Here is a 26,344-nt window from a genome sequence, read left to right as displayed (position 1 = left end):
CAGGCTCAGAAGTTGTAGCTGACCGACAGCGTCGCGTTGCGCGGCGCGCCGTAGTTGCCGCTGGTGGCGTTGTTGTACAGCGACAGCAGGTATTTGCGGTCGGTGAGGTTGTTGAGGTTGAGCTGGGTACTCCAGTGCTCGTCGAAGTCGTAGCTACCCAGCAGGTCCACCAGGGCGTAGGCGTTCTGGCGGATGCGGCTGTTGTCATCGTTCTCGATACCGCTCTGCCACCTCAGGCGCGCGCCGACCTTGGCCTGAGGCAGGCCCGGCAGGCGATAGGTCGCCAGGCCGCGCAGGCTGTGGCTGGGCACGAACTTGCGCGCCCGCTCGCCGTCCGCGTCGTCGATGCGGACATAGGTGTAGCCGGCCAGCAGTTCCAGGCCGGGCAGCGCCTCGCCGGAGGCCTGCAATTCCAGGCCGTGGCTCTGGTAGTCGGTGGTGTCGTAGAGGTAGCGCGAACCGGCGAGCACCGAGGTGGAGGCGACGTTGTGCTGTTCGGTCTTGAATACCGCGGCGGTCAGGCTCAGGCGGTCGTCGAACAGGCCGCCCTTGATCCCGGCTTCCAGGCTCTTGCCTTCCAGCGGATCGAGCAGCCGACCGTCCAGGCCGAAGTTGTATTGCGGACTGAAGATCCGGGTCCAGCTGGCATAGAGGCTCCATTGCTTGCTCAGGTCGTAGACCAGTCCGGTATAGGGCGTGACCTCGCCATGGACGCGGGTGTAGTAGTCGGCACCGTAGCTCGCACCGCTGGCATCGGCGCTGAGCATCCGCGCGCCGACGATCCAGTGCAGGTCATCGATCAGGCTGAAGCGCGCCCCGGCGAACAGGCTCTTCTGGCGATCGATGAAGTTCTGGGTATGGCCGACGTCGTCGGTGTATTCCAAGTCTGGCTCGGCAACGCCAGCCAGGGCTCCCGAGAGCGTCGTAGGGTAGTAGCCCGACTCGTCGCGGATCTTTTCCCGCAACTTCTGATGGGTCCGGCCATAGCTGGCGCCCAGGGTGAGCTCGTGCTCGCGGCCGAACAGCGCGAAGGGGCCGGACAGCTTGGCTTCGCCGAGCAGCTGGTGGGCCTTGCTGGCGGAATGGTCGCCGAAGGCGGTGGCCTCGTCGCCACTGACGCCGAAGAGGTAGAACATGTTGGCGTTCTGCCGCTCGGTGACGCCCGTGGCGGTGAGGGTGCCGCGCCAGCCGCTGCCGAAGTCATGGGTGAATTCGCCGAAGAGGCGCTGGGTGTCTAGGTTCCAGTAGGTCCAGTCCTGACCGACGCTGGCGCTGCGACTGTGGTAGTGGAGGGGATTGCCGTCGACGTCTGCCAGTGGCAGGTTGCCCCAGGAGCTGCCGTTGGCATCGCTGTTGTGCTGGGAGAAGCCCAGGGTGAGGGTGTCGGCCTCGCTGAGGTCGAAGGCCACCAGGCCGGCGGCGACGTTCTTCTCGTGGCTGTAGCGATCCAGCCAGGAGTTGCCCTTGTCGTGGGCGTAGATGAAGCGACCGCGGACGTTGCCGGTCTCGGTCAGGGGCCCGGAAATATCGGCATCCACCCGGCGGCTGTCCCAGGAGCCGACGCTGACGCCGAGCCTGGCCTGGGCGTCGGCGGTGGGTCGCTTGCGGACGAAGTTGACCGTCGCCGAGGGGTTGCCGGTGCCGCTCATCAGGCCGTTGGCCCCGTGCAGGACATCGACCTGCTCGTATTCCGCCAGGTCCTGGTCGCCCACCAGGGTAGTGCTGACGAAAGGCATGCTCATGCCGTCGTATTGGAAGGTATTGATGTCGAAGCCGCGCGAGGTGAACTGGGTGCGATCCGTCTCGGTCTGCTCGACGGTCACCGAAGGGGCGGCGCGCAGGGCTTCCTTGATGCTCTGCAGGCGGAAATCCTCTACCTGGTCGCGGGTCAGGGTAGTGATCGCCTGAGGCGTCTGGCGATCGGTCAGGCCCAGGCGCGTGGTGCTGGCGCTGACCGGACGCTGATAGCCGGCATCGGCACCGCCCCCCTCGGCGCTGGCCTGGATGGTGGTTTCGGGCATCGCCAGCGCAGCCTCGGCGCTGCCACCCTCCAGGGCGTAGATGCCGGCGCCTCTTTCGCTCCAGCGATAGCCGCTGCCGCGCAGCAGACGCTCGAAGCCCTGGTCGAGGGTGAAGCGACCCTGCAGGCCCGGGCTGGTGCGTCCGCTCAGGGGTGTCGGGTCGAACACCAACTGGACCCCGGCAGTGGCGGCGAAACGCGCCAGGACCTCGTTCAACGGGCCGGCCGCAATCCGGTAGTCGCGGGCCTCGCTGGCGGCCATGGCCGCCAGCGGCAGCAGGGCCAGTCCGGCGCCGGTCAGCAGCCCGCCTTGCAGGACGGCGGCCAGGATCAGCGGGGTGAAGCGTCGGGAGCCGGGCTGCTGCCAGGTGGTCTTTGCCATGTCGTGTTGCCGTCCTCTAGAGCGCCTCGGGCGCGAGCTGCCACCTCTCCCCATGAGGGTGTCTCCTGCTCTCCCGGACGAGCGCGGCAAAGTGCTCAGGGCGTACGAACTTTTTTTCCGCAACCCAGGGCTCAGGGCGCGGCGACCGAAATCCAGAAGCGGGTGCGGCGGGTGATGCGGATCGGCAGGGTGCGCTCCAAGGCCAGCAACGCCTGGTCCGTGTCGTCCAGCGACAGCGCGCCGGACACCCGCAATCCAGCCACGGCGGGGTCGCAGCGCAGCAGGCCGGGACGATAGCGGCCGAGTTCGCCCAGGACCTCGGCCAGCGGCCGGTCGTGGGCCACCAGCATGCCGTGCGTCCAGCGGCTGGCATCTTCGTCTACCGCGGCGATGCGCTGCACGCCACGCTGGTCGAACCAGGCCTGCTGTCCGGTGGCCAGGCGCACCGCCGCGCCCTGCTGTGGACGCACCTCCACGGCGTGGGCGAATACCGCCACCCGACAGAGATCCTCTTCCTGGCGCACGCTGAAGCGGGTGCCCAGCGCCTCCACCTCGCCTTGCGCCACGGCGACCACGAAGGGCCGGCGGGGAGCCACGGAGTCGGCATGGGTGGTCACCAGCACCTCTCCGCGGCGCAGCTGCAGACGGCGTAGGCGCTCGTCGAACTGCACCTGCAGGGCGGTCGCCGTGTTCAATACCACCTGGCTACCGTCGGCGAGTACCAGGGTGCGGCGCTCCCCCGTGGCGGTGGTCACCTCGGCATCCCCCGGGTCCAGTGGCAGGTTGTGCCTGGCCAGCCAGCCGGCCGGGACGCCGACCAGCAGGGCGGTCAGCAGCCTCAAGGTTCGCCGGCGGCTGAGGGTCCGCTCGCCCGCCAGACGCACCGTCTGCTGGCCAAGGGCGGCGGGTACGCTGGCGAAGGTGCCCATGACCCGCTCGGCGCGTGCCCAGGCGGCGCGGTGCGCCTCGCTTTGCGCGCGCCAATGCTCGAAGGCCTGGCGTTGTCCCTCGTCCGCCTCGTCGAATCTCAAGACGAGCAGCCATTCGGCCGCCTCTTCAAGCAGGCGCGGTGTGGGGGCGGACGGGCTGCTCATGCCTCGCTCGCCGCCAGGCAGGCGACCAGCGCGCGCTGGATGTGGCGGCGAACGGTGATCACCGCCAGGTCCAGCCGTATAGCGATCTGGGCCAGCGTCAGTTGCTGGAACTGCGCCAGCAGAAAGGCTTCCCGTACCGGGGCAGGCAGACCATCGAGCATCCGCTCGATTCGCAGCAGGGCGTCGATGATCAGCCAATGGGTCTCCGGCGAGGGCACCTGGGCCTCGGGCAACTACGCGATGGTCTCGCGGTAGGCGCGCTCCACCTCCTGGCGCCGCCAGAGGTCGATGACCAACCCCTTGGCCACCTGCACCAGATAACGCCGTGCGTCCTCGCGCACCGGCAGGCGACCCGAGGCGAGGATGCGCAGATAGGTGTCCTGGGCGATGTCCGCGGCATCCGGCGCGTTGCCCAGACGACCACGCAGCCACCCGGCGAGCCAGCCATGGTGGTCGCGATAGAGTCGATCCAGAGGGACGGTCGGCGAGCCGGAGGTCAGGACAGGGGACATGGGGAATCCTTGGCGCACGCGCCGGGCTTCAAATGATAAAGCGTCTCATTTTATTTAATCATCAGAGGTCGCACAATGCGCGACGCTTAAGAATCGCGATTCCAGACGAGCAGGACGGTACCCGGACGCACAGGCCGCCCGGCCATGTGCATCGGTATCGATCCCTGTTGGTCGTCTGCAGCGGAGGGAAGGGGGCTATTGTCCAGGTGACGCGCCGGGTCAGGCGCATCTGCCAGGAGCGGGATAACCTCGTCGCGCTGGCAGGTGCGGGAACTGGGGTTGGCGCAAGCCAGCGCTAGTCTTGCGCATGCTCCAGGGCATAGCGCCGGCAATGCTCCAGGTAGCCCATCTCGTGGGCGCCCACCAGTTGCACCACGCTGCTCCATAGCCAGGAGGGGGCGTCCAGGATGCGGGTCCGGTTGCGCTGCAGGTCGCTCATCCATTCCACCCGGGTGGCCAGGTCCATCTGTCGGGCATGGGCGCGGCCCACCACGCGCGCCAGGTAGGCCGCCGCGCCCATGGCCTCGCGGGCGCTGAGTTCGTCCAGCTCCAGCTTGAGATCCTGGGGCAGCAGTTCGCGGATGAAGAAGGAGTGGTCCAGCAGGCGCACCGCCAGCATGCGATTGCCCAGGGCCGGCGAGAGGTGGCGCGCCCCGTCGACCACCCGCTTGCCGTTGTCCCTGGGCATGGCGGCATGGGCGGCGCGGGGCGCGGCAGCGGCGATGGCCTGCTTGATGTCGATCAGGCAGTAGTCCTGGTCGTCGCCATCGTCCACGCCCAGCAGCACCGCATAGCGCCGCAAGCCCAGGGAACTGCAGCCCTTGACCCAGTAGGCGCTGTCGAGCAGCTCGACGCGGCTGTCGTGGCTGCGGCCTTTGAGCGAAGTCACCAGAGCATGGATCCCGGGCGTCTCGCACAGCTCGGCGATGGCCTTGCGTTCGTCCTTGCTCAGCTGCCAGAAATGCTTGCCCAGCGGCAGCTTGGGCCGGGTGTGTTCCATGCGCTCGCGCGCCAGGTGCTTCCAGGTGCGCTGCACCGCGCTGCGCATGCCGGCCTTGACCTGGGCGGGGCGGGGTACCTCGCGTTCGAGGTCATCCTCGAAGGCCACTTCGTAGCCACGCATCATCTCTTCCAGCATCCGCGCGGTGGTCACGCCCGGCAGGTCCGAACCCCGTGCCGCGGTGGCCAGCGACAGCGCCAGGCGCACCAGGTCATGGGCCGGATTGCCGACCACGGTCTGGTCCAGGTCGCGGATATTGACGTCGGTGGAGCCCTGGAGATCGCCCGTGGGACCGAGGTTGCCGGCATGGCAATCACCGCAGATCCACACCGCCGGCCCATTGGGCAGGCTGCGGCCCGGCTGGCTGTGCAGCCACTCGTAGAACTGCACCGTACTGCCGCGCACATAGGCGTGGGCGGAACGGGCCATCTTCAGATTGCGCAGTTGGGTGAGACGGGGCAGGCGATCGACGGGACGCGGAGTTTTCATGCAGGGCGCAGGCCTTGAGGGAGACGCCTTTGTGACCGTTGCGCTGGATGAATGTTGCAGATTGTTTCTGGGTGTGAAGTCGGCAAAAGCCTTGGTCATAGCCCGGACTTTTGCCCCCCATGCAGCCTCAGCGATGCCGCGCCGGCAGTACTAGCAGCGGAATTGCCCGATCTGCCGATTCAAGTCGTTGGCCAGGGCGTCGAGCGAGACCGCGGTCTGTACCGTCTCGTCGATGGCTTCGCTGTTCTGCTGGGCCATCTGGGCGATCCGTTCCACGGTGCGGGCCACGTCCTGGCTGGCGGCGGTCTGCTCGCGCAGGGCCAGGGAGATCTGGTTGACCACCCGCACCACGCTGTCCGACGAGGTATTGATGCTGACCACCGCCTCGCCGGCCTGGTTGGCCAGCTCGACGCCGCCATTGACCTGGCGCACGCCCACGTCCATGTCGGCCATGGCCGCCTGGGTGGCCGCCTGGATCTTCTCGATCATGGCGGCGATCTCCTGGGTGGAGTTGGCGGTGCGCTGTGCCAGCTGGCGCACCTCGTCCGCCACCACGGCGAAGCCGCGTCCCTGCTCGCCGGCGCGCGCCGCCTCGATGGCCGCGTTGAGCGCCAGCAAATTGGTCTGGTCGGCGATGCCCTTGATCACGCTGACGATGGAGGAGACCCGCTCGGAATGCTCGCCCAGCTCCCCGATCCGTTCGGCCGAGGATTGCACGGTGGTGGCGATGGATCTCATGCTCTCCACCGACGCCTGGATGGTCTGGCCGCCGTCCTGGGCCAGGCGGCCGGACTGGCTGGACAGGTCGTGGGCCTCGTTGGCGTTATCGGACACATGGTTGATGCTCACCGTCAGCTCCTCGACCGTGGCGGCCATGCTGGAGGCGGCGCTGGACTGCTCCTGGGCGGCGCTGGACAACTGGTGGGAATTGGCCGAGATGCTGTGGGAGGCGGCGACCAGCCGATCGGTGCCCTGCTTGATCCCCTGGATCATGAGGCGCAGCTTTTCCTGCATCTGGCCGAAGGCGCCGAGCAGCAGGCCAACTTCGTCACGGCCACCGGCCGGAATCGGTGAATCCAGCCGGCCATCGGCGATGGTACGGGCGATGGCGACCGCCTGGGCTAGACGACCGACGATGGTGCGCGATAGCGACCAGGCGATGCCGATGGCCAGCAACACGGCGAGCACACCGCCGGTGATCAGGATGGTCATGGCGTGCTGCTTGGCGTCCAGCATGGACTGGGTACGGTCTTCCAGCAGCCTGTTCTCGCGGGTCTTGATCTCGCCCAGCAGGCCGCGCATGGCGTCCATCTTGCCCTTGTCCTGGGCGGTGGCGATACGGGCGGTAAGGGCATCCAGCGCCAGGGTACCGGCATTGACCTGGCGCCGCAGGGCCAGGATCTGCTGTACCGACTCGCTGTTCCACTGCGCCTTGGCGGTCGCCAACTGGCTCAGGCCGTTCTGCTGCTCGGGATTGTCCCGGGTGAGTTCGGTCAGCTCCTGCAGCCGGGCGGCGAATTGCTGCTCGCCCTGGTTCAGCGGCTCGAGGAAGGCGTCCTTGCCGGTCAGGGCGAAGCCACGCATGCCGGTCTCCATGTTGACCAGCGCCAGCAGGGCGGCATCGGCGTCCTGCAGCACCTCGTAGGAGTGGATGTTCTGCCGGACCGCCGAGTTGACCTCGCTGAAGCCCCGGCTCGCGGTGATGATCAACGCCAGGATGATCAGCAGGATGGCGCCGAAGCCGAGATTGAGTTTTTTCGAGACGGTCAGGTGGTGCAGCATGGGGAGACCTCACGCGCTGGGTTGTCGGATTACGCCCATAGGGCTGGCTGTCGGATGCGGCGAGCAGGCGGCGCGGACTGCCACGCCTCCCCTCAGGGGATACTCAGCCCCGGCACGCCGGCTGGCACCGGTAATTGGCCTCGCTCACGGCTCCCTGGCCTTGCTCGGCCAAGCGAAGCGGTCAGGACGGAATTTTCCGGCGGAAAGCGCTGCGCTAGAGCCTCTTGGGCCGCTGTTGGAGTGGCAAGGCTGGAAAAAGTTTTCTGTGATGCAGTCAATGTTCTTGCACGGCGTGTTCTCGGTACTCCGGCCTGCATGGGCACCGTATCTAGCTGCCGGGAGGGCACCCTTTCGCCTGCTGCCTTACCCGGGCAGGTGATGAGCTTGGGCAAATTGCCGGGGATTCAGGGGCTGCCATTGACGCCCCAGGCTGACCAGGCGGCGGGCCAGGTCGGCCGCCTCGACCGCGCTGGCGATATGGGTGAAGCCCAGCAGCAGGCCTTGAACCTGGGGCGTCTCCAAGTACCAGCGCGACAGGGCTTGCACCGCCAGGCCATCAGCCCGTGCAGAGGCCGCCCATTGCTGATCGCTGCCCTGCAGGCATAGCGCCAGCAGGTGCAGGCCGCCGGCATCGGCTTCCAGTTGCAGGTCCGGCGTACCGGTCGCCAGCAGTGCGTCGATTAGCCACTGGCGACGCTGGCTTCTTCGGCTTTCCCTACATGGAAAGCCGGCGAGCGGCCCACCTGCATGCCGAGCTCGTCATCGGGATGGCAAGCGCAGCGGCGCGAATTCTCTTCACCTGGGGCAACCTGAGGGAAGACGTGCCCTGGCGCCCCAGCGGATTCCGCCGCCCGGTGTCGGCGGTGGCCAAGTTGTCCAACCAGAATTCACTTTTCGCTGTGCGGTCCCGCTTTTGACAGCTCTAGCATGCTGTGCTTAGGTTCTTTGGGCTATGCCGAGTTACGTCCTCTTATGACGTGACTATTTCCGGCAAGGCGCCCTCGTGGTCAGGGAAATCCTGCAGGGCATCAGGTACGGCGAGGATTCTTCAGGCCCTCTCGGGACAAGGCTGAACCTTCGCTTCACCGTCCTCCGCTCGCGGATCCCTGGTCGAAGGTGGCCCCCATGGAATACCTGCACCAGCTCTTGAACCAGGCCCCGGAACTGGCCCTGTTCCTCTCCTTGGCCATCGGTTACTGGGTCGGCAGCATCCCGTTCGGCAAATTCCAGCTGGGTGGGGTCGCCGGCTCGCTGCTGGTTGCAGTAGTGATCAGCCAGATCGGTATCAGCATCGACAACGGCATCAAATCGGTACTCTTCGCGCTATTCATCTACGCCGTCGGCTTCGAGAGCGGGCCACAGTTCTTTCGCTCCCTGGGGCGGCAATCGCTGCGCGAGATCGTCCTGGCGGCGGTGATGGCGCTCAGCGGTCTCTTGACCATCATCGCCTGCGCCCGGTTGTTCGGCCTCGACAAGGGCATCGCCGCGGGGATCGCCGCAGGCTCCATGACCCAGTCCGCCATCATCGGCACCGCCAGCGCGGCCATCGCCAAGCTCGACCTGCCGCTGGAACAGATCCAGGTGCTGCAGGGCAACGTCGCGGTGGGCTATGCCGTGACCTACATCTTCGGCTCCTTCGGCGCCATCATCCTCTGCGTCAATGTGCTGCCCTGGTTCATGCGGCGCAGCATCCGCGACGATGCGACCCAGGCCGAAGCCGAGTTGCTGGCCGGGGCCAAGGTCTATGGGCCGGGAGAATTACCGGCCATCCCGCCGCTGGTAGGGCGCCTCTATCGCATCGACCAGGCGGCCGGCCAGACCGTGGCGCAACTGGAGGTCAGCGGCCAGGGCGATCCCCAGGCGGCGCTGACCATCGAACGCATCAAGCGCGGCGGCGCCCTGGTCGGGGTGACCCCGACGACGGTGCTGGAGGCCGGCGACGTGGTGCTGGTGGTGGGGCGGCGCGCCGGCGTGGTGGCCATCGCCGCGCGCCTGGGCGCCGAATTGCAGTCCTCGCCCGACATGGACGTGGTGGTGGTGCAGCGCGACGTCAGCCTCGACAATCCCGCCTTCATCGGCCGCCGCGTGGCCGAGATCCGCCAGGCCGCCAACCAGGCCCTGCGCCACGGGGTCTATGTGGTCGGGGTGAAACGCGGCGGGCGGCCGCTGGCGCTGGAGCCCGATACCGTCATCGCGGCGGGCGATCTGGTCACCCTTTACGGTACTCCGGACGACATCCAGAGAGTCGCCCAGCAGATCGGCTCCCTCGTCGTCCCCAGCGACAAGACCGACTTCGTCTTCCATGGCTTCGGCCTGGCGATGGGCCTGCTCATCGGCCTGGTCGTGATCCGCTTGGGCGCCATCCCCCTGACCCTGGGCAGTGGCGGCGGGGCACTGATCGCCGGTCTGGTGTTCGGCTGGTACCGCAGTCGCCACCTGACCCGGGGCAACCTGCCGTTGCCAGCCTCGATCCTGTTGCGCGACCTCGGCCTGGCTGGCTTCGTGGCGGTGGTGGGGCTGCAGTCCGGGCGCCAGGCGGTGGAGACCATCGCCACCCAGGGCCTGTCGATCTTCCTCATCGGGGTGGTGGTCTGCGTGGTGCCCATCGTCATCACCATCCTGGTCGGCCGCTACCTGCTGCGCTACCGCAACCTGGCGCTGTTCGCCGGGGCCGTCGCTGGCGCGCGCAGCGCCAACCCGGCCTTCGGCGAGGTGCTGGACAAGGCCGGCAATTCCATCCCGACGGTGCCCTTCGCCGTCACCTACGCCCTGGCCAACGTGTTCCTCACCCTGCTCGGGCCACTGGTGGTGGCCTTCGCCTAACCGAAAGAGGCAAGTCATGAGCGAAGTCCAAGACGATTACGCCCAATACGCCAAGCTCAGCCCGTTCGAACTCAAGGACGAACTGATCAGGCTCGCCTCGGGCAGCGAGAACCGCCTGATGCTCAACGCCGGGCGCGGCAATCCCAACTTCCTGGCGACTCTGCCGCGGCGGGCCTTCTTTCGCCTCGGACTGTTCGCCACCAGCGAGGCCGAGCTGTCCTATTCCTACATGCCCCATGGCGTCGGCGGACTGCCGCAGCTCGATGGCATCGAAGCCTGCTTCGAGCGTTACACCGCCGAGCACCGCGACCAGCCCGGGGTGCTGTTCCTGGCCAAGAGCCTGAGCTACGTGCGCGACCAGCTGGGCCTGTCGGCCTCGGCTTTCCTGCACGAGATGGTGGAGGGCATCCTCGGCGTCAACTACCCGGTGCCACCACGCATGCTCAAGGTCTCCGAGCAGGTGGTCAGCCACTACATCGTCAAGGAGATGATCGGCGGCTACGTACCGGCGGGTACCGTCGACCTCTTCGCCGTGGAAGGCGGCACGGCGGCCATGACCTACATCTTCCATTCGCTGCAGCAGAACGGGCTGCTCGGCCGTGGCGACAAGGTGGCCATCGGCATGCCGGCCTTCACCCCCTACATCGAGATCCCCGAACTGGAGGAGTTCGGCCTGGAGCAGGTGCACATCCATGCCGATCCCCAGGCCAACTGGCAGTACCCGGACAGCGAACTGGACAAGCTGCGCGACCCGGCGATCAAGATCTTCTTCTGCATCAACCCCAGCAACCCGGCCTCGGTGAAGATGGACGACCGCAGCCTGGCGACCGTCGCCCGCATCGTTGCCGAGGCGCGCCCGGATCTCTTCATCCTGACCGATGACGTCTACGGTACCTTTGCCGACGACTTCCGCTCGCTGTTCGCCACCTGCCCGCGCAATACCCTGCTGGTGTATTCCTTCTCCAAGTACTTCGGCGCCACCGGCTGGCGACTGGGGGTCATAGGTGCGCACAAGCACGGGATCTTCGACCAGGCCCTGGCCGAGCTGCCCGAGCAGACGAAGGCCGCGCTGGACCGCCGCTACGGCACCCTGCTGCCGGACGTGCGCAGCCTCAAGTTCATCGATCGTCTGGTGGCCGACAGCCGCACCGTGGCCCTCAACCACACGGCGGGGCTCTCCACCCCCCAGCAGGTGCAGATGGTGTTGTTCGCGCTATTCGCCCTGATGGACGAGAGCGACGGCTACAAGACCGAACTGAAGAAACTGGTGCGCCGCCGCGAAGCCGCACTCTATCGCGAGCTGGGCGTCGCTCCCGAGAGCGATCCCAATGCCGTCGACTACTACACCCTGCTCGACCTGGAAGACCTGGCGCGCAAACTCCATGGCGACGCCTTCGCGACCTGGGTGAAGGCCAAGTTCAGCAGTGGCGATTTGCTGTTCCGCATCGCCAAGGAAACCGGCATCGTGCTGCTGCCCGGCAAGGGCTTCGGCACCCAGCAACCGGCGGCGCGGGTCTCCCTCGCCAATCTCAACGAATACGAATACGCCAGCATCGGGCGCTCGTTGCGCGCCATGGCGGAGCAGTATTTCGCCGAGTTCGAAGGGGAGGGTGGCCAGGCCTCGCCGTCGAGCTGAAGGCCGCTCAGGCGCTCCGATACTCGACCGTCAGGTGGGTGACCTCGTGCACCGGCTGCAGGCGGCGGCGGACGTCGCTGGCGCCGTCTCCCGGCGGACCGCTCACGCTGACGATGGCGGCGCGGGCCGCGGGCCCCACGCGCCAGACGTGCAAGTCGGTGATCACCAAGCGATCGCTGGCGGCGAGCAGCCCGCGGATCTCGTCGGCCACCTGGGCGTCGGTCCGGTCCAGCAGCACGGCAGCGGTATCCTTCAGCAGAGACCAGGCCCAGCGCGCGATCACCAGGGCGCCGACGATGCCCATCATCGGGTCAAGCCAGACCCAGCCGAGCAGCTTGCCGGCCAGCAGGGCGACGATGGCCAGTACCGAGGTCAGGGCGTCCGCCAGCACATGGACATAGGCCGATCTCAGGTTGTTGTCTTCGCCATGGCTGTGCCCATGACCATGGCTGTGGTCGTGATCATGGTGGTGATGATGAGCGTGGCTATGTCCATGACTCTCGCCCGCGCCACCCATCAGCAGCAGGGCACTGATCACGTTGACGATGAGGCCGACCACGGCGATCAGGGTGGCGGTGCCGAATTGCACCGGGGTCGGCTCGAACAGCCGGATCACCGATTCGACAGCTATGCCCAGCGCGACCAGGCCGAGGATCAGCGCCGAGGCGAAGCCGCCGAGATCCCCGACCTTGCCGGTACCGAAGCTGTAGGCCGCATCCTCGGCATGGCGGCGGGCGAAGGCGTAGGCCGCGGCGGCGATGCCCAGGGCGCCCGCGTGGGTCGCCATGTGGAAACCATCGGCCAGCAGCGCCATGGACCCCGTGACATAGCCGGCGACGATCTCGCCCACCATCATCACCAGGGTCAGCGCCACCACCCAGAGAGTGCGACGGGCGTTGCGATCGTGGTGGGCGCCCAGGAAGTCGTGACTGTGCCCGTGGCTGAGTTCCAGGTCGTTCATCTCCACCTCACTTGCCATAGCGGCGAATGGCTTCCAGTAGCTGCTCCAGTCCTTCGCCCCGCTCCTGATCGGTCAGCGCGGGATGGGCGACATGTTCCCGGGCATGGTCTTCGATGATCTCCTCGAGCAGCCCATTGAGGGCGCCACGGGTGGCCGCCACCAGATGCAGGGTCTTGGCACAGTCGGCGTCATCCTCCAGCGCCCGCTCGATGGCCTGCACCTGTCCCGCGATCCTTTTCACGCGCTTGAGCAGGTCGTCCTTGTTGGCTTTCATGTGCGACATAGTATACCCCCCTATCCTATATGGGCCGCATCTTAGGGGTTCTCGACGGCGGGTGGAAGAAGGCCGGGCAGGCGGCGCGAGCCCCTGTTGTCGATCACCCCAGGGGGCGGGCTCGGGCTATACTGAGGCTCTTTGTCCGTCACCCAGGTGCAGCATGGCTACCGATACCTCGAAGCTGGATCGAATCCTCGCCGAGACCCAGCGTGAACGCGAACGAGGCTATCGCGACAAGGCACTGAAGATGTATCCACACGTCTGCGGCCGTTGCGCCCGTGAGTTCTCCGGCAAACGCCTGAGCGAACTGACCGTGCACCACCGTGACCACAATCACGACAACAACCCCCAGGACGGCTCCAACTGGGAGTTGCTCTGCCTGTATTGCCACGACAACGAGCACAGCCGCTACACCGACCAGCAGTATTTCAGCGACAGCTCCCTGGGTACGCCCAAGGTGGCCAAGGCCATGCACAACCCTTTCGCCGGGCTGGCGGGGTTGTTGAAGAAGGACTGACCTCGGTCTTGCCCCGCGGCTAGGTAAGCGCCTCTGGTTTAAGCCGCTCTTAAGCCTCCCGCCGCTAGGCTCAAGGCGATCGGGCCAAGGCCTGCCAGAGAGCGACCAGGGATGAAACGTTCCTCGAACACCCGCCACTTGGCCCGCGGCCTGCTGTTCTGGCTGGCGGGTTGCTGTGTCGGCAATGCCTTTGCCGACCTTAGCATCATCAGAGGAGAGGGCGGCACCGCCGCCGACACCGCCTCGGTCTACTTCAATAGTGGCGTCAATGACAGGTCGATCAGTTCGCTGCTGGCGGCGCTGAGCGATATCGCCCTGAAGTATCCCGCCATCCGGAACGTCAATCTCTATCTCAACAGTCACGGGGGCGACATGGAGGCAGGCTATGTAGCCTACGACTTCATGCGCCACTATCCCCTGCATATCAATATCGTCAACGCGGCGGCCACCGATTCCGCGGCGACGATGCTCTACTGCGCCGCCGAGGATCGCTATTCGGCGCCGCTCTCCAGCTTTCTCCTGCATCCGGCCGCGACGGCCGTTGCCGTCAACGGCTACATGAAGCCCGATCAGGCCAGGCAGGTGTTCGAGGACGTCGAACGCGAAAATCTCAAATTTCGTGAGATCTACAAGGGCTGTCTCAAGCTGGCGCCGGAAGAACTCACGACCTTGCTGTCCTCCGAGAGCAACAGACGGCGCTTGGACTATGACGCCGCCAAGGATCTCGGCTTGATCACCCGGGCGCAGGATCAGTTGCCCCGTGGCACCGACCGGGCGTTGTATTTCATCACCGAGGGTGGCGGCAAGTGAGCTCCGGACAGTACGGGGCTCGAGGCGCACAGGCGACGCTCGACCGCTCTGGCATCCGGGTGGGACCGAGCGCCGGGCCGCCAGCGGCCCTGTAAAAGCCCTGCCTTTCGTGTTACTTTCGGGTCATGCATTGCCCCTCCCTCGACTGGCAACCCAGTCCCCCATAGCTCGCGCCTCTCTCGTCCTTGCCCTGCCGCAAGGACCGCTGTCGTCCTGTCGCGTCCGCGGCACGGCGGCTGCCAACCCTGAAATCCACGCCTGATCCGGCGTCCGCCCCTCGCTAGACGGGTCAGGCACAGGTGCGAGTCATCTATGTTGAATACCCTCAAGACGCATTGGCTGGCCAATGTGAAGAACGACGTGCTGTCCGGATTGGTCGTCGCCCTGGCGCTGATCCCCGAAGCCATCGCCTTTTCCATCATCGCCGGACTCGACCCCAAGGTCGGGCTCTACGCATCCTTCTGCATCGCCGTGGTGATCGCCTTCGTCGGCGGCCGCCCTGGGATGATCTCGGCCGCCACTGGCGCCATGGCCCTGCTCATGGTGACCCTGGTCAAGGACCATGGCCTGCACTACCTGCTGGCCGCTACCCTGCTGACCGGCGTGCTGCAGATCGCCGCCGGCTACCTGCGCCTGGGCAGCCTGATGCGCTTCGTGTCCCGGTCCGTGGTGACCGGCTTCGTCAACGCCCTGGCAATCCTGATCTTTCTCGCCCAGTTGCCCGAACTGACTCACGTCGGCTGGGTGGTCTACGCCATGACCGCCGCCGGGCTAGGCATCATCTACCTGTTCCCCCTGTTGCCCGTGGTCGGCCGGCTGCTGCCTTCGCCGCTGGTGTGCATCCTGGTATTGACCAGCGTCTCCTTCACCCTGGGGCTGGACATCCGTACCGTGGGCGACATGGGCCAGCTGCCCGACACCCTGCCAGTGCTGCTCTGGCCGCAGGTACCCCTGACCCTCGACACCCTGCTGATCATCCTGCCCTATTCCCTGGCGCTGGCCGTCGTCGGGCTGCTGGAGTCGCTGATGACGGCCACCATCGTCGATGAGTTCACCGACACGCCCAGCGACAAGAATCGCGAATGCAAGGGGCAGGGGATCGCCAACATCGCCGCCGGCCTGCTGGGTGGCATGGCCGGCTGCGCCATGATCGGCCAGTCGGTGATCAACCTGAAGTCCGGCGGCCGCACCCGACTGTCCACCCTCTGCGCCGGCGTCTTCCTGCTGCTGATGGTGGTGTTCCTCGGCGATTGGCTCGCGCGGATCCCCATGGCGGCCCTGGTCGCGGTGATGATCATGGTCTCCATTGGCACCTTCAACTGGGCCTCGCTGCCCAACCTGCGGCGCCATCCGCTCTCGACCAACCTGGTGATGGTCGCCACCGTGGTGGTCGTGGTCGCCACGCACAACCTGGCGCTCGGCGTGCTGGTCGGGGTACTGCTGGCCGCACTGTTCTTCGCCAACAAGGTCGGGCATCAGCTGAGCCTGACGTCCTATTTGGAAGCCCCCGGCGTCCGTCGCTACGAGGTGCGGGGCCAGGTGTTTTTCTCGTCCACCAGTGCCTTCCTCGCGGCTTTCGATTTCAAGGAGCCCCTGGACGAGGTACGCCTCGATCTCAAGGCGGCGCAGTTCTGGGACATCACCGCCGTCGCCGCCCTGGACAAGGTCGTGCTGAGGTATCGCCGCGAGGGCGTGACCGTGCAGGTGCTCGACCTCGACCAGGCCAGCGCGACCCTGGTCGACCGCTTCGGGAGCCATGATAAGCCCGGCGGCAGGGACCAGGTGCTGGGGCACTGAAGGCAGTCGGGCCAGGACTTCCAGCGGCATGGAAGCCCTGGACGTGCGCATCGAGGACTACTGACGCCACCCGTTGCCGAGGGCAGAAGAACCCGATCAGCGCCAGCGCGAGCCGCGTAGGTTGGCGCTGAGCGCAGCGAAGCCCAACACACGGGGCCGCGCCCACCCCTTGGGCTTCGATGGTTCGTCGTCTTAGTCCAAGCTATGAAGCACAGCTACCCCAACGAAAAAGGCCCGCCTCCAAGAGGCGGGCCTTTTTCAGGCAGTCGGTAAACAGGTCGTTCGACTCACTCGGCGTGCGACGCGCCGTCGTGTTCGATCTGCTCCTTGTATTCGAGAGCAGCGGCTTCGCTCTGATAGACGCCGACCAGTTCACCTTCTTGCTTCACGTCCCACAGATGCAGGCCCAGGCCACGGGCTTCACGGGACATATGGTCTTCGTCGCGTTCAGTAACAGTAACGGTCATGCTGTATCTCCTTGGTCGAGCCCGCGCTACGGCTGGGCTTGAAGCCCCATACTAGAGCGTTTGGCCCGCCGACCAAGGTTGATCTCGGCAATAAGTCGTTACAACTTCTGCGACAATCTGTCGCGCTCGTGGTTGTCCTCAGAGACCATCGGCGGCCTGGCGTGGCATTTACCCGGCTCATCGGGGGGAGGTCTCTCTTAACGATATCGAGCAATCCGCATGACTTACGCTCTCCCTCCTGGCCAATTGCGGCTCGCCACCCCAGCCGATGTGGATGCTCTTTTCGCGATCCGTGTAGCCGTAACGGATAACGCCCTGACTGGCGATCAGCTTGCTGACCTCGGTATCACCCCAGACGCCATTGGCGCCGCTATCCTCGCCGAGCCCTGTGCCTGGGTGGTGGAGATAGCCGGAGAAGTCGTGGGCTTCAGCCTGGTGGATGACTCGGCCGGAGAGGTCTTCGCGTTGTTCGTCAGACCCGAATGGCAGGGGCGGGGTTTCGGCGGCCGTCTGCTGGTGGCTGCAGAACAGGCGCTCTTCCAACGCCATGCCATGATCTGGCTGGTGACCGATGGCTCGCCTGGGGTACGGGCCAATTCCCTGTATCGGGCCCACGGCTGGCGCCAGGTCGCGCGGCTCGAAGGTGCCGACGTCCGCTACGAGAAACGTCGCGGCGTCGAAGGTGATGCCGGTGTTATCGCATGAATACTGGTTCGTCTGCCGCTGGCCATTGAAGGATGACCTCGGGGACGCTGCCACCGGCAGCAAACAAAACGCCCTCCGAAGAGGGCGTTGTCGCTGGTGCCAGGATCAGTTGGCGCCTTTCACCGTGCGGCCATTGACCGTGCCTTCCTTGAGGCTGGTCTGGTATTCCTTGCCGTCGCTCTCCTGCTGGTAGAGACGCACGAGCAGGTAGTCCCAGTCCTTGGCGAACCACAGCTCGGTCTTGCGGCTGCTCTTGGTGGGGTCGCGCACGCGTTCCACCTTGATGGCATCGAACAGGCCCAGCGGAGTCCGGATGCGCTCCGGGCCGATGACGCGGAAGTCATAGGTGTCGATGCTGTCGCCGTCGACGATCTGGTAGCTCATGCTCTTCTTGCCGTCGGCCACGTCCTGCTGCAGCTTGAGCTGGTAGGTCGACTTGTCCAGCAGGCCGCGATCCAGGGTAAGGTTGACCGGGTCGTCCTTGTCCTTGCCGGTGACCTTCTTGCCCGCCCAGTCGAAGGTCAGCTCGCTCTCGCGGCTCTTGCCCAGGCCACTGCGCTTGTACTGGTAGGTATCCGGCAGGAAGGCTTCGCCTTCGCGGCGGAAGGTGCTGGACTCATTGAGGCCCGCCACCAGCATGGAAGCTTCGAACTTCAACTCCCAGTGGCCATCGGCAGCCTTCTCCAGCGAGCGTTCGGCGGATCCGCTGACCGGCATCTGCTTCCAGTCGGCGGTGTAGCTGGCCGTGAAGGGCTGCAGGTCGAAGGCGAAGGCCGAGGCGCTGCAGAGGGTGGCCAATAGGAACAACAGACGTCGCATCAGTTTCTCCTTGGATCAGGAAGGGGAGGCCATGGCCGTCGACGACGGCACCTTGGCCCCAGTAGGCGGCAGCGCCTGGCCGTCGAGCTCGGCACCCGAGGTGCCCAGCCGCAGACGACCTTCGGCGAACAGCCGTACCGCCACAGGATAAAGGAGGTGCTCGGCGGCGTGTACCCGGGTCGCGAGGCTCTCCGCCGTGTCTTCGGCCTGCACCGGCACCCGCGACTGCAGGACGACGGGGCCGCCATCCAGTTCTTCGGTGACGAAGTGGACGCTGCAGCCGTGCCAGGCATCGCCCGCGTCGAGGGCACGCTGGTGGGTGTGCAACCCCTTGTACAGAGGAAGCAGGGAAGGATGGATATTGAGCAGGCGACCCTGGTAACGCCGCACGAAGGCTGGCGTGAGGATGCGCATGAAGCCGGCCAGCACCACCAGGTCGGCGCCCTGGGCGTCGATGGCGGCCGCCAGGGCCGCATCGAAGCTGTCACGGTCGGCATGCTCGCGGTGATCGATCACCGTGGTGGCGATCCCGGCTTGCCGGGCCCGCTCCAGGCCATAGGCCTCGGCGCGGTTGGCGATCACCGCCGCGATCCGCACGGGCGGCGTCGCGGCGTCGATCAGGGCTTGCAGGTTGCTGCCGTGGCCGGAGATGAGCACCACCACCGCGCAGTCGGCAGGACTCATCCGTGCTGTTTCAGGTTGTTCAGGACCACCTGGTCGGCACCGGCCGCAGCTTGTTCGATACGGCCGATGACCCAGGGTTGTTCACCCTCGGCGCGCAGCACCTGCAGGGCGGCTTCGACCTGATCTTGGGCCACGCAGATGACCATGCCGACGCCACAGTTGAGTACGCGGTGCATCTCGGTCTCGTCGACGTTGCCCTGCTGCTGCAGCCAGTCGAATACCGCCGGGCGCTGCCAGCTGGCCACGTCCAGTACCGCCTGGGCGCCTTCGGGCAGCACGCGCGGGATGTTGTCCAGCAGGCCGCCGCCGGTGATGTGCGCCATGGCCTTGACCGCGCCGGTGTCCTTGATCAGCTTGAGCAGCGGCTTGACGTAGATGCGGGTCGGCGCCATCAGCAGCTCGGTCAACGGCTGGCCGTCGAGCTGGATGTTCTCGATGTCGGCGCCGGCCACCTCGATGATCTTGCGGATCAGCGAATAGCCGTTGGAGTGCGGACCGGAGGAGGGCAGGGCGATCAGGGCGTCGCCGGTGGCTACCTTGGACCCATCGATGATCTCGGACTTTTCCACCACGCCTACGCAGAAACCGGCCAGGTCGTAGTCTTCGCCTTCGTACATGCCGGGCATCTCGGCGGTTTCGCCACCCACCAGGGAGCAGCCAGCCTGTTCGCAGCCGGTGCCGATGCCGGTCACCACCTGGGCGGCGACGTCGACATTGAGCTTGCCGGTGGCGTAGTAGTCGAGGAAGAACAGCGGCTCGGCGCCGCAGACCACCAGGTCATTGACGCACATGGCCACCAGGTCGATGCCGATGCTGTCATGCTTGGCCAGGTTCATGGCCAGCCGCAGCTTGGTGCCGACCCCGTCGGTGCCGGAGACCAGCACCGGCTGGCGATAGCCGGCCGGGATCTCGCACAGGGCACCGAAGCCCCCCAGGCCGCCCATGACTTCCGGGCGGGCGGTGCGCTTGGCGACGCCCTTGATGCGTTCTACCAGAGCCTCACCGGCGTCGATGTCCACACCGGCGTCCTTGTAGCTCAGCTGGGGTTGTTTGCTCATGAATCCTGGCCTTTAGCGAATGGCGAAACGAGCCGGCTGGCGCCAGCCGGCGATGAGGCGGGCGATTTTACCAGAAGCCGTGCCAAAGCACGCGGCCCGCCGCGCCCTCCGGTCCGGGACGGGATGGCACCCCGCCTGCGCCAGAGGGTCTGAGCCAGACCGCCGGCGATTTTCGCCCGGCGGCGCCGCTCTCCTGCGGGCTGCTTCGCGGCCCGTGCCCCCGCGCCCTTGCCCGCGAGGCAGGCGGCTTTTAAGGTATGCCCCTTGCCCCTTCTATGGAATCGCCATGCGCCGTCTCGTCCTTCCGTTGCTCGCTTCGCTGCTGGTCCTGAGTCCGCTCGCCCGCGCCGAGGTGGTGGACAACCTCTACCAGGTCCGCGAGCCGGTGGACTCGCAACAGCCGGACGAGCGCAATGCTGCACTCAAGCGCGCCCTGCAGGAACTGGCAGGGCGCCTGACCGGCAACCCCCAGGCCGGCCAGACCCCCGCGCTGGCCAGTGCCCTGGCGGCGCCCGAATCCCTGATCACCCAGTACGGCTACGATGCCGGTCCGCCGCAGGTGCTGGTGGTCAACTTCGACCCGGCAGCCACCGAGCGTGCGCTCGGCCAGGCCGGTCTGTCGGTGTGGGGTGCCAATCGCCCGGTGGTGATGGTCTGGTGGCTGAACGATGCCGACAGTGGCGCCAGCCTCCTTGGTGACGGTCAGCCGGCCAGCGTCGGTGTGCAGCGCGGTGCCCAGCGCGCCGGCCTGCCGATCCGTCTGCCCCTGGCCGACCTCAGCGAACAGCTGGCCGGCACCGCCGCCAACATCGATGCCAGCGATCCGACCGCCCTGCGTCAGGCCTCCGAACGCTATGGCGCCAATGCCCTGTTGGCGGTGCATGCCAAGCCCCAGGGCAATGGCTGGCAGGCCCAGTGGCGGCTGTGGAACGGGAGCTCTGCCGAGCAGGGCAGCAGCCAGGCCGCCGACCAGGACGCCCTGGCCACCGCCGTGCTGCAGGAAGTCGGCGCGCGCCTGTCGAAGAAATTCGTCTCCCGCCCGGGGACGACCCAGCCGCTCACCCTGGTGGCCGACAACTCCACCTTCGAGCGCTATGCCCAGTTGCAGAAGGTGCTCGAACCCCTGTCGAGCCGGCTGGTGAAGGCCGAGGGGAGCCAGCTCACCTATGACCTCACCGCCAATCCGGATCAATTGCAGGCGCAGCTGAATCTGGCGGGCCTGCAACCCGCCGCGGCGCCCGCAGCCGCTGCCTCGCCTGCGGCCACGGGCACGGCGCCGGTGGACGCCAATGCCGCGCCGACGGCCCCCGCGGCCCAGTCCGCGCCGGCTGCCCAACCGGGTCGCACCACCCTGTATTTCCGCTGGCCGTGAGTCGGCGCGGCTATCGCTGAAGCGGCTGCTGCGAGGGGGCCGGGTTTTGGTTAGACTTGGCGCCCTCGCGAAACCGCCAAGAGCCGTTCGAGCCGGCATGATGCCTCTACAGCTGCCCCTGGGTATTCGTCTGCGTGACGACGCCACCTTCGTCAATTACTACCCCGGCGCCAATGCCGCGGCGCTCGGCTATGTCGAGCGTCTGTGCGACGCCGATGCCGGCTGGACGGAAAGCCTGATCTATCTCTGGGGCGGCGCGGGCGCCGGACGCAGCCACCTGATGCAGGCTGCCTGCCACCGCCTGGAAGAACTGGGCGAGCGTGCCATCTACCTGCCCATGGGTGAGCTGGCCGACTATGGCGTGGAGCTGTTCGACAACCTCGAGCAGTGCGAGCTGGTCTGCCTGGACGATCTCGATGCCCTGGCCGGTCAGCGGCGCTGGGAGGAAGCGCTCTTCCACCTGTTCAACCGCCTGCGCGATGCCGGCAAGCGGCTGCTGATCTCCAGCACCGCCGCGCCTCGGCAACTGCCGGTGCAGCTCGCCGATCTCAAGTCGCGGCTGACCCTGGCGCTGGTCTTCCAGTTGCGTCCGCTGTCCGACGAAGACAAGCTGCGCGCCCTGCAACTGCGGGCCTCGCGCCGTGGCCTGCACCTGACCGACGAGGTCGGGCGCTTCATCCTCTCGCGCAACACCCGCAGCATGGACGCCCTGTTCGACATGCTCGAACGCCTGGACCAGGCCTCGCTGCAGGCGCGGCGCAAGCTCACCATTCCCTTCGTCAAGGAAATCATGGGCTGGTAGCCGCGCCGGCTGCTACTTCTTCTGCAAGCGACCCGCGAGGGTCGCCAGGCGCTTGCCCAGGGCCCGGCACAGGGCGATTTCCTGTTCGTCCAGCGCACGCTTGCCATCGGCGCCGGCGAAATGACTCGGCCCGTAGGGCGTACCGCCACCCTTGGTCTCCAGCAGCGCGCTTTCGCTATAGGGCAGGCCGGTGATCAGCATGCCGTGGTGCAGCAGCGGCAGCGCCATGGACAGCAGGGTGCTCTCCTGGCCGCCGTGCAGACTGGCGGTGGAGGTGAAGACGCCGGCGGGCTTGTCCACCAGGGCACCGGTCAGCCAGAGGCTGTTGGTGCCGTCGAGGAAATACTTCAGGGCGGCGGCCATGTTGCCGTAGCGGGTCGGACTGCCGAGGGCGAGCGCCGCGCAATCGCGCAGGTCGTCGAGGGTCGCATAGACCGCGCCCTGCTCGGGCACCGCCGGGGCGACGGCGGCGGATTCGGCCGATACCGCCGGTACCGTGCGCAGCCGTGCGGCCATGCCGCCCATCTCCACCCCGCGGGCGACCTGGCGGGCCATCTCGGCAGTGGCACCGTGGCGGCTGTAGTAGAGCACCAGGACGTAGGCTTCGGGGGTCATTGCAGGATCTCCAGGACACGTTCGGGAGGGCGACCGACGACAGCGCGCTCGCCGCGTACGGCGATGGGTCTTTCGATCAGCTTGGGGTGGGCGGCCATGGCCGCGATCAGAGCATCGTCGTCCAGCGCCGGGTCGGCGAGGTTCAGGTCGCGATAGGCGTCTTCGCCGGTGCGCAGCAGCTGGCGTGCACCTATCCCGAGCTTGGTGAGCAGCGCGCGCAGCGTGTCGGCGTCCGGCGGCGTTTCCAGGTAGGGCACCACGGACACGGCTAGCTCGCGGCTTTGCAGCAGGGCGAGGGCTTCGCGGGATTTCGAACAGCGCGGGTTGTGATAGAGGACGATTTCACTCATGGGCCGATCCATAGAAGGTAAGATGCCCATTGTAGCGGGTTGGCGGCGACCGCCGCGCCAGCCCTTGACCGTGCCTTTCGAGGAACCGCCAATGCCGGCCCGCTTGCGTGAACTGCTGTCCTTCGTTCGCTATCTCGCCGAGCGCTTCATCGAGGACCGCGCGCCCAACAATGCCGCGGCCCTGACCTATACCACCCTGTTCGCGGTGGTCCCGGTGATGACCGTGACCTTCGCCATGCTCTCGGCGATCCCCGCCTTCCAGGGTACGGAAGTCCAGATCCAGGCCTTCATCTTCCGCAACTTCGTGCCTTCCACCGGCGCGACGCTGGAGGAATACCTGCGCAACTTCATCGAACAGGCGCGGCACCTGACCTGGCTCGGCGTCGCCCTGCTGGCGGTGACCTCCTTCTTCATGCTGGTGACGGTGGAAAAGACCTTCAACGACATCTGGCGCGTGCGCATCCCGCGCCGCGGGGTCTCCAGCTTCCTGCTCTACTGGGCAGTGCTCAGCCTGGGGCCGCTGCTGCTCGGTGCCGGCTTCGCCATGAGCACCTACCTGGCCTCGGTGGCCCTGGTGTTCGGTTCCTACGGCATGTCCGGCGCCCAGGCCCTGCTCAAGGTCACGCCGCTGCTGTTCAGCATCGCTGCCTTCACCCTGATGTACGCCGCCGTGCCCAACACCCGGGTGCCCCTGCGCCATGCGCTCATCGGCGGCGCCTTGACCGGAGTGCTGTTCGAGGCGGCCAAGAGTCTGTTCGGCCTCTATGTCTTCTATTTCCCCGGTTACCAGCTGATCTATGGCGCCTTTGCCACGGTGCCGCTGTTCCTGGTGTGGATCTACGTCTGCTGGCTGATCGTGCTGCTGGGGGCGGAGGTGGTCTGCAGCCTGTCCACCACCCACCACTGGCGCCGCGCACCGCTGCCGGCCTTCTTCATCCTGCTCGCCGTGCTGCGCGCCTTCCTGGAGCGCCAGCAAAGCGGCTCCAGCCTGCATCTGGGGCGCCTGCACCAGGCCGGCTGGAAGTTGCCCGAGCACGAATGGCATGCGGTGCTGGCCTTCCTGCAGCAGGAGCGCCTGGTGTGCCAGAACGACAGCGGCCACTGGGTGCTCTGCCGTGACCTGCATGGCTATGCGCTGCTGGACCTGCTGGATCGTTCGCCCTGGATGCCTCCTGCCCCGGAGAACTGGCCGCCCGCGGAACGCTTTCCCGGCGACTGGTATCCGCAGCTGCACGAAGCTTTCCTGCGCCTGCAGGCGCAACGGCATGACCTTCTCGCCGGTAGCGTGGCCCAGTGGCTGAGAGTCGCGCCGGTGCTGGAAGAGCGCGGAGCCCCTCGATGACCGGTCGATTGGCATGGCATGGCCTGATCGGAGGTCGCGTCCAGGGCGTCTATTATCGCGAGAGTACCCGGCAGGAGGCACACCGACTGGGGGTCGCCGGCTGGGTGCGCAATCTCGCCGATGGCCGGGTGGAGTGTCACCTGGAGGGAGCGCCCGAGGCGCTTGCCCGCATGGAGCACTGGCTCTGGCAGGGACCTGCTGCGGCGCAGGTGACGGCCGTGGCGCTGGAAGCCGTGGCCTTGGAAGGTTTCACCGATTTCCAGGTCAGGCGCACGGACGCCTGACCAGGATCCGGTAGCCCTTAGCGAGCCTTGAGGAAGCTGACGATGTCGGCCAGGGCGACGTTCTGGCTGTCGCCGTCGGTCCGGCCCTTGTACTCGACCACGCCCTCGTTGAGGCCGCGCTCGCCCACCACCAGGCGATGGGGGATGCCGATCAGCTCCATGTCGGCGAACTTCACGCCAGGGCTGGTCTTCTTGTCACGGTCGTCCAGCAGCACATCGAAGCCGGCGGCCTTCAGTTCGGCATAGAGGCCATCGGTCGCCTCCTTCACCGCGGCGTTTTCGTACTTCATCGGCACCAGGGCGACCTGGAAGGGCGCCAGGGCGGCCGGCCAACGGATCCCACGCTCGTCATGGTTCTGCTCGATGGCGGCGGCGACCACGCGGGACACGCCGATGCCATAGCAGCCCATGGTCAGGGTGGTCGGCTTGCCTTCCTCGCCCAGCACCGAGAGCTTCATGGCCTCGCTGTACTTGGTGCCCAGCTGGAAGATGTGGCCCACTTCGATGCCGCGCTTGATCACCAGGGTGCCCTGGCCATCCGGGCTCGGATCGCCGGCCACTACGTTGCGCAGGTCGGCGACCTGGGGCAGCGGCAGGTCGCGCTCCCAGTTGACGCCGAAGTAATGCTTGTCTTCCTGGTTGGCGCCAATGCCGAAATCGCTCATCAGGGCGACCGAGCGATCGACGACGCAGGGAATCGGCAGGTTCATCGGGCCCAGGGAGCCGGGGCTGGCACCGATGGCCGCGCGGATCTCGGGCTCGCTGGCGAACACCAGGGGGCTCGCCACCTCGGGCAGGTTGCCTGCCTTGATCTCGTTGAGTTCGTGATCGCCACGGATCACCAGGGCGACCAGGGTGCCTTCCTCGGCGCCGCGGACCACCAGGGTCTTCACGGTCTTCTCGATGGCCAGGCCGAATTTCTCCACCAGGTCGGCGATGGTCTTGGTGTCGGGGGTATCGACCAGGCGCAGTTCCTCGGTGGCGGCGCCACGCGCGGTCTCCCGCGGCAGGGCCTCGGCCTTCTCGATGTTGGCGGCGTAGTCGGAGCTGTCGCTGAAGGCGATATCGTCTTCACCGGAGCCGGCCAGCACATGGAATTCGTGGGAACCGCTGCCACCGATGGAGCCGTTGTCGGCCTGCACCGGACGGAAATTCAGACCCAGGCGGCTGAAGACATTGCAATACGCCTGGTACATGGCGTCGTAGGTTTGCTGCAGCGACGCCTGGTTGAGGTGGAAGGAGTAGGCATCCTTCATCACGAATTCGCGGCCACGCATCAGGCCGAAGCGCGGACGGATTTCGTCGCGGAACTTGGTCTGGATCTGGTACAGGTTGATCGGCAGCTGCTTGTAGCTGTTCAGCTCGTTGCGCATCAGGTCGGTGATGACTTCCTCATGGGTCGGGCCCACGCAGAAATCACGCTGGTGCCTATCTTTCAGGCGCAGCAGCTCGGGGCCGTATTGCTCCCAGCGACCGGATTCCTGCCACAGCTCGGCGGGCTGGATCGCCGGCATCAGCACCTCCAGGGCGCCGGTGGCGTTCATTTCCTCACGGACCACGGCTTCCACCTTGCGCAGCACGCGCAGGCCCAGCGGCAGCCAGGTATAGAGACCGGAGGCCAGCTTGCGGATCATGCCGGCGCGCAGCAGCAGCTGGTGGCTGATCACCACGGCATCGGAAGGGGTTTCTTTGAGGGTGGACAGCAGGAACTGGCTGGTACGCATGGCTAGGCGGTCTGTCGGCATC

Annotated in this window: 24 protein-coding genes and 1 pseudogene; 10 read left to right on the top strand and 15 right to left on the bottom strand. The window is 66.5% G+C overall.

Annotation, left to right across the window (positions count from 1 at the left end):
• Window positions 1–5: 5 nt before the first annotated feature.
• The 6 genes and pseudogenes from ACYJP6_RS04840 to ACYJP6_RS04815 form a co-directional block, all read right to left on the bottom strand.
• A complete protein-coding gene (locus ACYJP6_RS04840; RefSeq protein WP_459473840.1) occupies window positions 6–2,402 on the bottom strand; it encodes a TonB-dependent siderophore receptor in 2,397 nt (798 codons plus the stop codon).
• A 131-nt stretch (window positions 2,403–2,533) separates the two neighbouring features.
• Complete coding sequence (locus ACYJP6_RS04835; protein WP_459473839.1) at window positions 2,534–3,496, bottom strand: FecR domain-containing protein; 963 nt, start codon at window positions 3,494–3,496, stop codon at window positions 2,534–2,536.
• A pseudogene (locus ACYJP6_RS04830) lies at window positions 3,493–4,008 on the bottom strand (sigma-70 family RNA polymerase sigma factor). The gene ACYJP6_RS04835 and the pseudogene ACYJP6_RS04830 overlap by 4 nt, the downstream one beginning before the upstream one ends.
• Before the next feature lie 295 nt (window positions 4,009–4,303).
• Window positions 4,304–5,497 (bottom strand): DUF2252 domain-containing protein, encoded by a 1,194-nt coding sequence (locus ACYJP6_RS04825; protein ID WP_459473837.1) that lies wholly within the window; start codon window positions 5,495–5,497, stop codon window positions 4,304–4,306.
• 150 nt (window positions 5,498–5,647) lie between these two features.
• A complete protein-coding gene (locus ACYJP6_RS04820; protein WP_459473836.1) occupies window positions 5,648–7,279 on the bottom strand; it encodes a methyl-accepting chemotaxis protein in 1,632 nt (543 codons plus the stop codon).
• Window positions 7,280–7,642: 363 nt separating this feature from the next.
• Complete coding sequence (locus ACYJP6_RS04815; protein ID WP_459473834.1) at window positions 7,643–7,825, bottom strand: hypothetical protein; 183 nt, start codon at window positions 7,823–7,825, stop codon at window positions 7,643–7,645.
• 579 nt (window positions 7,826–8,404) lie between these two features.
• On the opposite strand from ACYJP6_RS04815, the gene aspT reads away from it, so the two are divergent.
• Both aspT and ACYJP6_RS04805 read left to right on the top strand, forming a co-directional pair.
• Window positions 8,405–10,102: an aspartate-alanine antiporter gene (gene aspT / locus ACYJP6_RS04810; protein WP_459473832.1), complete on the top strand. Its 1,698-nt coding sequence runs from the start codon at window positions 8,405–8,407 to the stop codon at window positions 10,100–10,102.
• 16 nt (window positions 10,103–10,118) lie between these two features.
• A complete protein-coding gene (locus ACYJP6_RS04805) occupies window positions 10,119–11,738 on the top strand; it encodes a bifunctional aspartate transaminase/aspartate 4-decarboxylase (protein WP_459473830.1) in 1,620 nt (539 codons plus the stop codon).
• Window positions 11,739–11,745: 7 nt separating this feature from the next.
• Here the strand turns inward: ACYJP6_RS04805 and dmeF are convergent, their stop codons facing one another.
• Both dmeF and ACYJP6_RS04795 read right to left on the bottom strand, forming a co-directional pair.
• Window positions 11,746–12,699, bottom strand: a complete 954-nt coding sequence (gene dmeF, locus ACYJP6_RS04800; RefSeq protein ID WP_459473828.1) for a CDF family Co(II)/Ni(II) efflux transporter DmeF — start codon at window positions 12,697–12,699, stop codon at window positions 11,746–11,748.
• Between the two features lie 7 nt (window positions 12,700–12,706).
• Window positions 12,707–12,982 (bottom strand): metal/formaldehyde-sensitive transcriptional repressor, encoded by a 276-nt coding sequence (locus ACYJP6_RS04795; RefSeq protein ID WP_459473826.1) that lies wholly within the window; start codon window positions 12,980–12,982, stop codon window positions 12,707–12,709.
• A gap of 154 nt (window positions 12,983–13,136) precedes the next feature.
• On the opposite strand from ACYJP6_RS04795, the gene ACYJP6_RS04790 reads away from it, so the two are divergent.
• The 3 genes from ACYJP6_RS04790 to ACYJP6_RS04780 all read left to right on the top strand — a co-directional run bounded on the left by ACYJP6_RS04790 (window position 13,137) and on the right by ACYJP6_RS04780 (window position 16,100).
• On the top strand, window positions 13,137–13,493 hold the full coding sequence (locus ACYJP6_RS04790) for a YajD family HNH nuclease (protein ID WP_459473825.1): 357 nt from the start codon (window positions 13,137–13,139) through the stop codon (window positions 13,491–13,493).
• 138 nt (window positions 13,494–13,631) lie between these two features.
• Window positions 13,632–14,303 carry an ATP-dependent Clp protease proteolytic subunit gene (locus ACYJP6_RS04785; RefSeq protein ID WP_459473823.1) on the top strand — a complete coding sequence of 224 codons (672 nt, stop codon included), beginning with the start codon at window positions 13,632–13,634 and terminating at the stop codon, window positions 14,301–14,303.
• A 312-nt stretch (window positions 14,304–14,615) separates the two neighbouring features.
• Complete coding sequence (locus ACYJP6_RS04780) at window positions 14,616–16,100, top strand: SulP family inorganic anion transporter (protein ID WP_459473821.1); 1,485 nt, start codon at window positions 14,616–14,618, stop codon at window positions 16,098–16,100.
• Window positions 16,101–16,387: 287 nt separating this feature from the next.
• Here ACYJP6_RS04780 and ACYJP6_RS04775 read toward each other — a convergent pair whose 3' ends face one another.
• Entirely contained in the window at window positions 16,388–16,567 is a 180-nt protein-coding gene (locus tag ACYJP6_RS04775; protein WP_145004898.1) for a hypothetical protein, read from the bottom strand.
• A 219-nt stretch (window positions 16,568–16,786) separates the two neighbouring features.
• Here ACYJP6_RS04775 and ACYJP6_RS04770 point away from each other — a divergent pair, with 219 nt between their 5' ends.
• Window positions 16,787–17,272, top strand: a complete 486-nt coding sequence (locus tag ACYJP6_RS04770; RefSeq protein WP_459473819.1) for an N-acetyltransferase family protein — start codon at window positions 16,787–16,789, stop codon at window positions 17,270–17,272.
• A gap of 105 nt (window positions 17,273–17,377) precedes the next feature.
• Here ACYJP6_RS04770 and ACYJP6_RS04765 read toward each other — a convergent pair whose 3' ends face one another.
• Genes ACYJP6_RS04765 through purM form a run of 3 tightly spaced genes read right to left on the bottom strand, consistent with a single transcriptional unit; the run spans window position 17,378 to window position 19,833 of the window.
• The gene (locus tag ACYJP6_RS04765; RefSeq protein WP_459473817.1) at window positions 17,378–18,091 is read right to left on the bottom strand and encodes a DUF3108 domain-containing protein; all 714 of its coding nucleotides are present in this window, start codon (window positions 18,089–18,091) and stop codon (window positions 17,378–17,380) included.
• A 15-nt stretch (window positions 18,092–18,106) separates the two neighbouring features.
• A complete protein-coding gene (gene purN / locus ACYJP6_RS04760; protein ID WP_459473815.1) occupies window positions 18,107–18,775 on the bottom strand; it encodes a phosphoribosylglycinamide formyltransferase in 669 nt (222 codons plus the stop codon).
• Window positions 18,772–19,833, bottom strand: a complete 1,062-nt coding sequence (purM, locus tag ACYJP6_RS04755; RefSeq protein ID WP_459473813.1) for a phosphoribosylformylglycinamidine cyclo-ligase — start codon at window positions 19,831–19,833, stop codon at window positions 18,772–18,774. Before purM ends, purN begins: the two co-directional genes overlap by 4 nt.
• Before the next feature lie 286 nt (window positions 19,834–20,119).
• Between purM and ACYJP6_RS04750 the strand changes: the two genes are divergently transcribed.
• Both ACYJP6_RS04750 and hda read left to right on the top strand, forming a co-directional pair.
• Window positions 20,120–21,205, top strand: a complete 1,086-nt coding sequence (locus tag ACYJP6_RS04750; RefSeq protein WP_459473811.1) for a DUF2066 domain-containing protein — start codon at window positions 20,120–20,122, stop codon at window positions 21,203–21,205.
• A gap of 97 nt (window positions 21,206–21,302) precedes the next feature.
• The gene (hda, locus tag ACYJP6_RS04745; RefSeq protein WP_064306685.1) at window positions 21,303–22,007 is read left to right on the top strand and encodes a DnaA regulatory inactivator Hda; all 705 of its coding nucleotides are present in this window, start codon (window positions 21,303–21,305) and stop codon (window positions 22,005–22,007) included.
• A 12-nt stretch (window positions 22,008–22,019) separates the two neighbouring features.
• Here hda and wrbA read toward each other — a convergent pair whose 3' ends face one another.
• Together wrbA and arsC are read right to left on the bottom strand one after the other, a co-directional pair.
• Window positions 22,020–22,622 carry an NAD(P)H:quinone oxidoreductase gene (gene wrbA / locus ACYJP6_RS04740; protein ID WP_459473808.1) on the bottom strand — a complete coding sequence of 201 codons (603 nt, stop codon included), beginning with the start codon at window positions 22,620–22,622 and terminating at the stop codon, window positions 22,020–22,022.
• The gene (arsC, locus tag ACYJP6_RS04735; protein ID WP_459473806.1) at window positions 22,619–22,972 is read right to left on the bottom strand and encodes an arsenate reductase (glutaredoxin); all 354 of its coding nucleotides are present in this window, start codon (window positions 22,970–22,972) and stop codon (window positions 22,619–22,621) included. The genes wrbA and arsC overlap by 4 nt, the downstream gene beginning before the upstream one ends.
• Window positions 22,973–23,063: 91 nt before the next feature.
• Between arsC and ACYJP6_RS04730 the strand changes: the two genes are divergently transcribed.
• Complete coding sequence (locus ACYJP6_RS04730; protein ID WP_459473805.1) at window positions 23,064–24,314, top strand: YihY family inner membrane protein; 1,251 nt, start codon at window positions 23,064–23,066, stop codon at window positions 24,312–24,314.
• Entirely contained in the window at window positions 24,311–24,598 is a 288-nt protein-coding gene (locus ACYJP6_RS04725; RefSeq protein WP_459473803.1) for an acylphosphatase, read from the top strand. Before ACYJP6_RS04730 ends, ACYJP6_RS04725 begins: the two co-directional genes overlap by 4 nt.
• 17 nt (window positions 24,599–24,615) lie before the next feature.
• Here the strand turns inward: ACYJP6_RS04725 and ACYJP6_RS04720 are convergent, their stop codons facing one another.
• Window positions 24,616–26,322: a proline--tRNA ligase gene (locus ACYJP6_RS04720; RefSeq protein ID WP_459473802.1), complete on the bottom strand. Its 1,707-nt coding sequence runs from the start codon at window positions 26,320–26,322 to the stop codon at window positions 24,616–24,618.
• Window positions 26,323–26,344: the final 22 nt, after the last annotated feature.

The sequence above is a fragment of the Pseudomonas sp. No.117 genome, assembly GCF_054558395.1.
Note: the sequence above shows the minus strand (reverse complement) of the source record. Positions and strands in the feature narration are given on the sequence as shown.

Bases quoted from the DNA above. Each gene is read 5' to 3' on its own strand.
- ACYJP6_RS04840 (WP_459473840.1), bottom strand. From the start codon at position 2,402: ATGGCAAAGACCACCTGGCAGCAGCCCGGCTCCCGACGCTTCACCCCG.
- ACYJP6_RS04835 (WP_459473839.1), bottom strand. From the start codon at position 3,496: ATGAGCAGCCCGTCCGCCCCCACACCGCGCCTGCTTGAAGAGGCGGCC.
- ACYJP6_RS04825 (WP_459473837.1), bottom strand. From the start codon at position 5,497: ATGAAAACTCCGCGTCCCGTCGATCGCCTGCCCCGTCTCACCCAACTG.
- ACYJP6_RS04820 (WP_459473836.1), bottom strand. From the start codon at position 7,279: ATGCTGCACCACCTGACCGTCTCGAAAAAACTCAATCTCGGCTTCGGC.
- aspT (WP_459473832.1), top strand. From the start codon at position 8,405: ATGGAATACCTGCACCAGCTCTTGAACCAGGCCCCGGAACTGGCCCTG.
- ACYJP6_RS04805 (WP_459473830.1), top strand. From the start codon at position 10,119: ATGAGCGAAGTCCAAGACGATTACGCCCAATACGCCAAGCTCAGCCCG.
- dmeF (WP_459473828.1), bottom strand. From the start codon at position 12,699: ATGAACGACCTGGAACTCAGCCACGGGCACAGTCACGACTTCCTGGGC.
- ACYJP6_RS04795 (WP_459473826.1), bottom strand. From the start codon at position 12,982: ATGTCGCACATGAAAGCCAACAAGGACGACCTGCTCAAGCGCGTGAAA.
- ACYJP6_RS04790 (WP_459473825.1), top strand. From the start codon at position 13,137: ATGGCTACCGATACCTCGAAGCTGGATCGAATCCTCGCCGAGACCCAG.
- ACYJP6_RS04780 (WP_459473821.1), top strand. From the start codon at position 14,616: ATGTTGAATACCCTCAAGACGCATTGGCTGGCCAATGTGAAGAACGAC.
- ACYJP6_RS04775 (WP_145004898.1), bottom strand. From the start codon at position 16,567: ATGACCGTTACTGTTACTGAACGCGACGAAGACCATATGTCCCGTGAA.
- ACYJP6_RS04770 (WP_459473819.1), top strand. From the start codon at position 16,787: ATGACTTACGCTCTCCCTCCTGGCCAATTGCGGCTCGCCACCCCAGCC.
- ACYJP6_RS04765 (WP_459473817.1), bottom strand. From the start codon at position 18,091: ATGCGACGTCTGTTGTTCCTATTGGCCACCCTCTGCAGCGCCTCGGCC.
- purN (WP_459473815.1), bottom strand. From the start codon at position 18,775: ATGAGTCCTGCCGACTGCGCGGTGGTGGTGCTCATCTCCGGCCACGGC.
- purM (WP_459473813.1), bottom strand. From the start codon at position 19,833: ATGAGCAAACAACCCCAGCTGAGCTACAAGGACGCCGGTGTGGACATC.
- ACYJP6_RS04750 (WP_459473811.1), top strand. From the start codon at position 20,120: ATGCGCCGTCTCGTCCTTCCGTTGCTCGCTTCGCTGCTGGTCCTGAGT.
- hda (WP_064306685.1), top strand. From the start codon at position 21,303: ATGATGCCTCTACAGCTGCCCCTGGGTATTCGTCTGCGTGACGACGCC.
- wrbA (WP_459473808.1), bottom strand. From the start codon at position 22,622: ATGACCCCCGAAGCCTACGTCCTGGTGCTCTACTACAGCCGCCACGGT.
- arsC (WP_459473806.1), bottom strand. From the start codon at position 22,972: ATGAGTGAAATCGTCCTCTATCACAACCCGCGCTGTTCGAAATCCCGC.
- ACYJP6_RS04730 (WP_459473805.1), top strand. From the start codon at position 23,064: ATGCCGGCCCGCTTGCGTGAACTGCTGTCCTTCGTTCGCTATCTCGCC.
- ACYJP6_RS04725 (WP_459473803.1), top strand. From the start codon at position 24,311: ATGACCGGTCGATTGGCATGGCATGGCCTGATCGGAGGTCGCGTCCAG.
- ACYJP6_RS04720 (WP_459473802.1), bottom strand. From the start codon at position 26,322: ATGCGTACCAGCCAGTTCCTGCTGTCCACCCTCAAAGAAACCCCTTCC.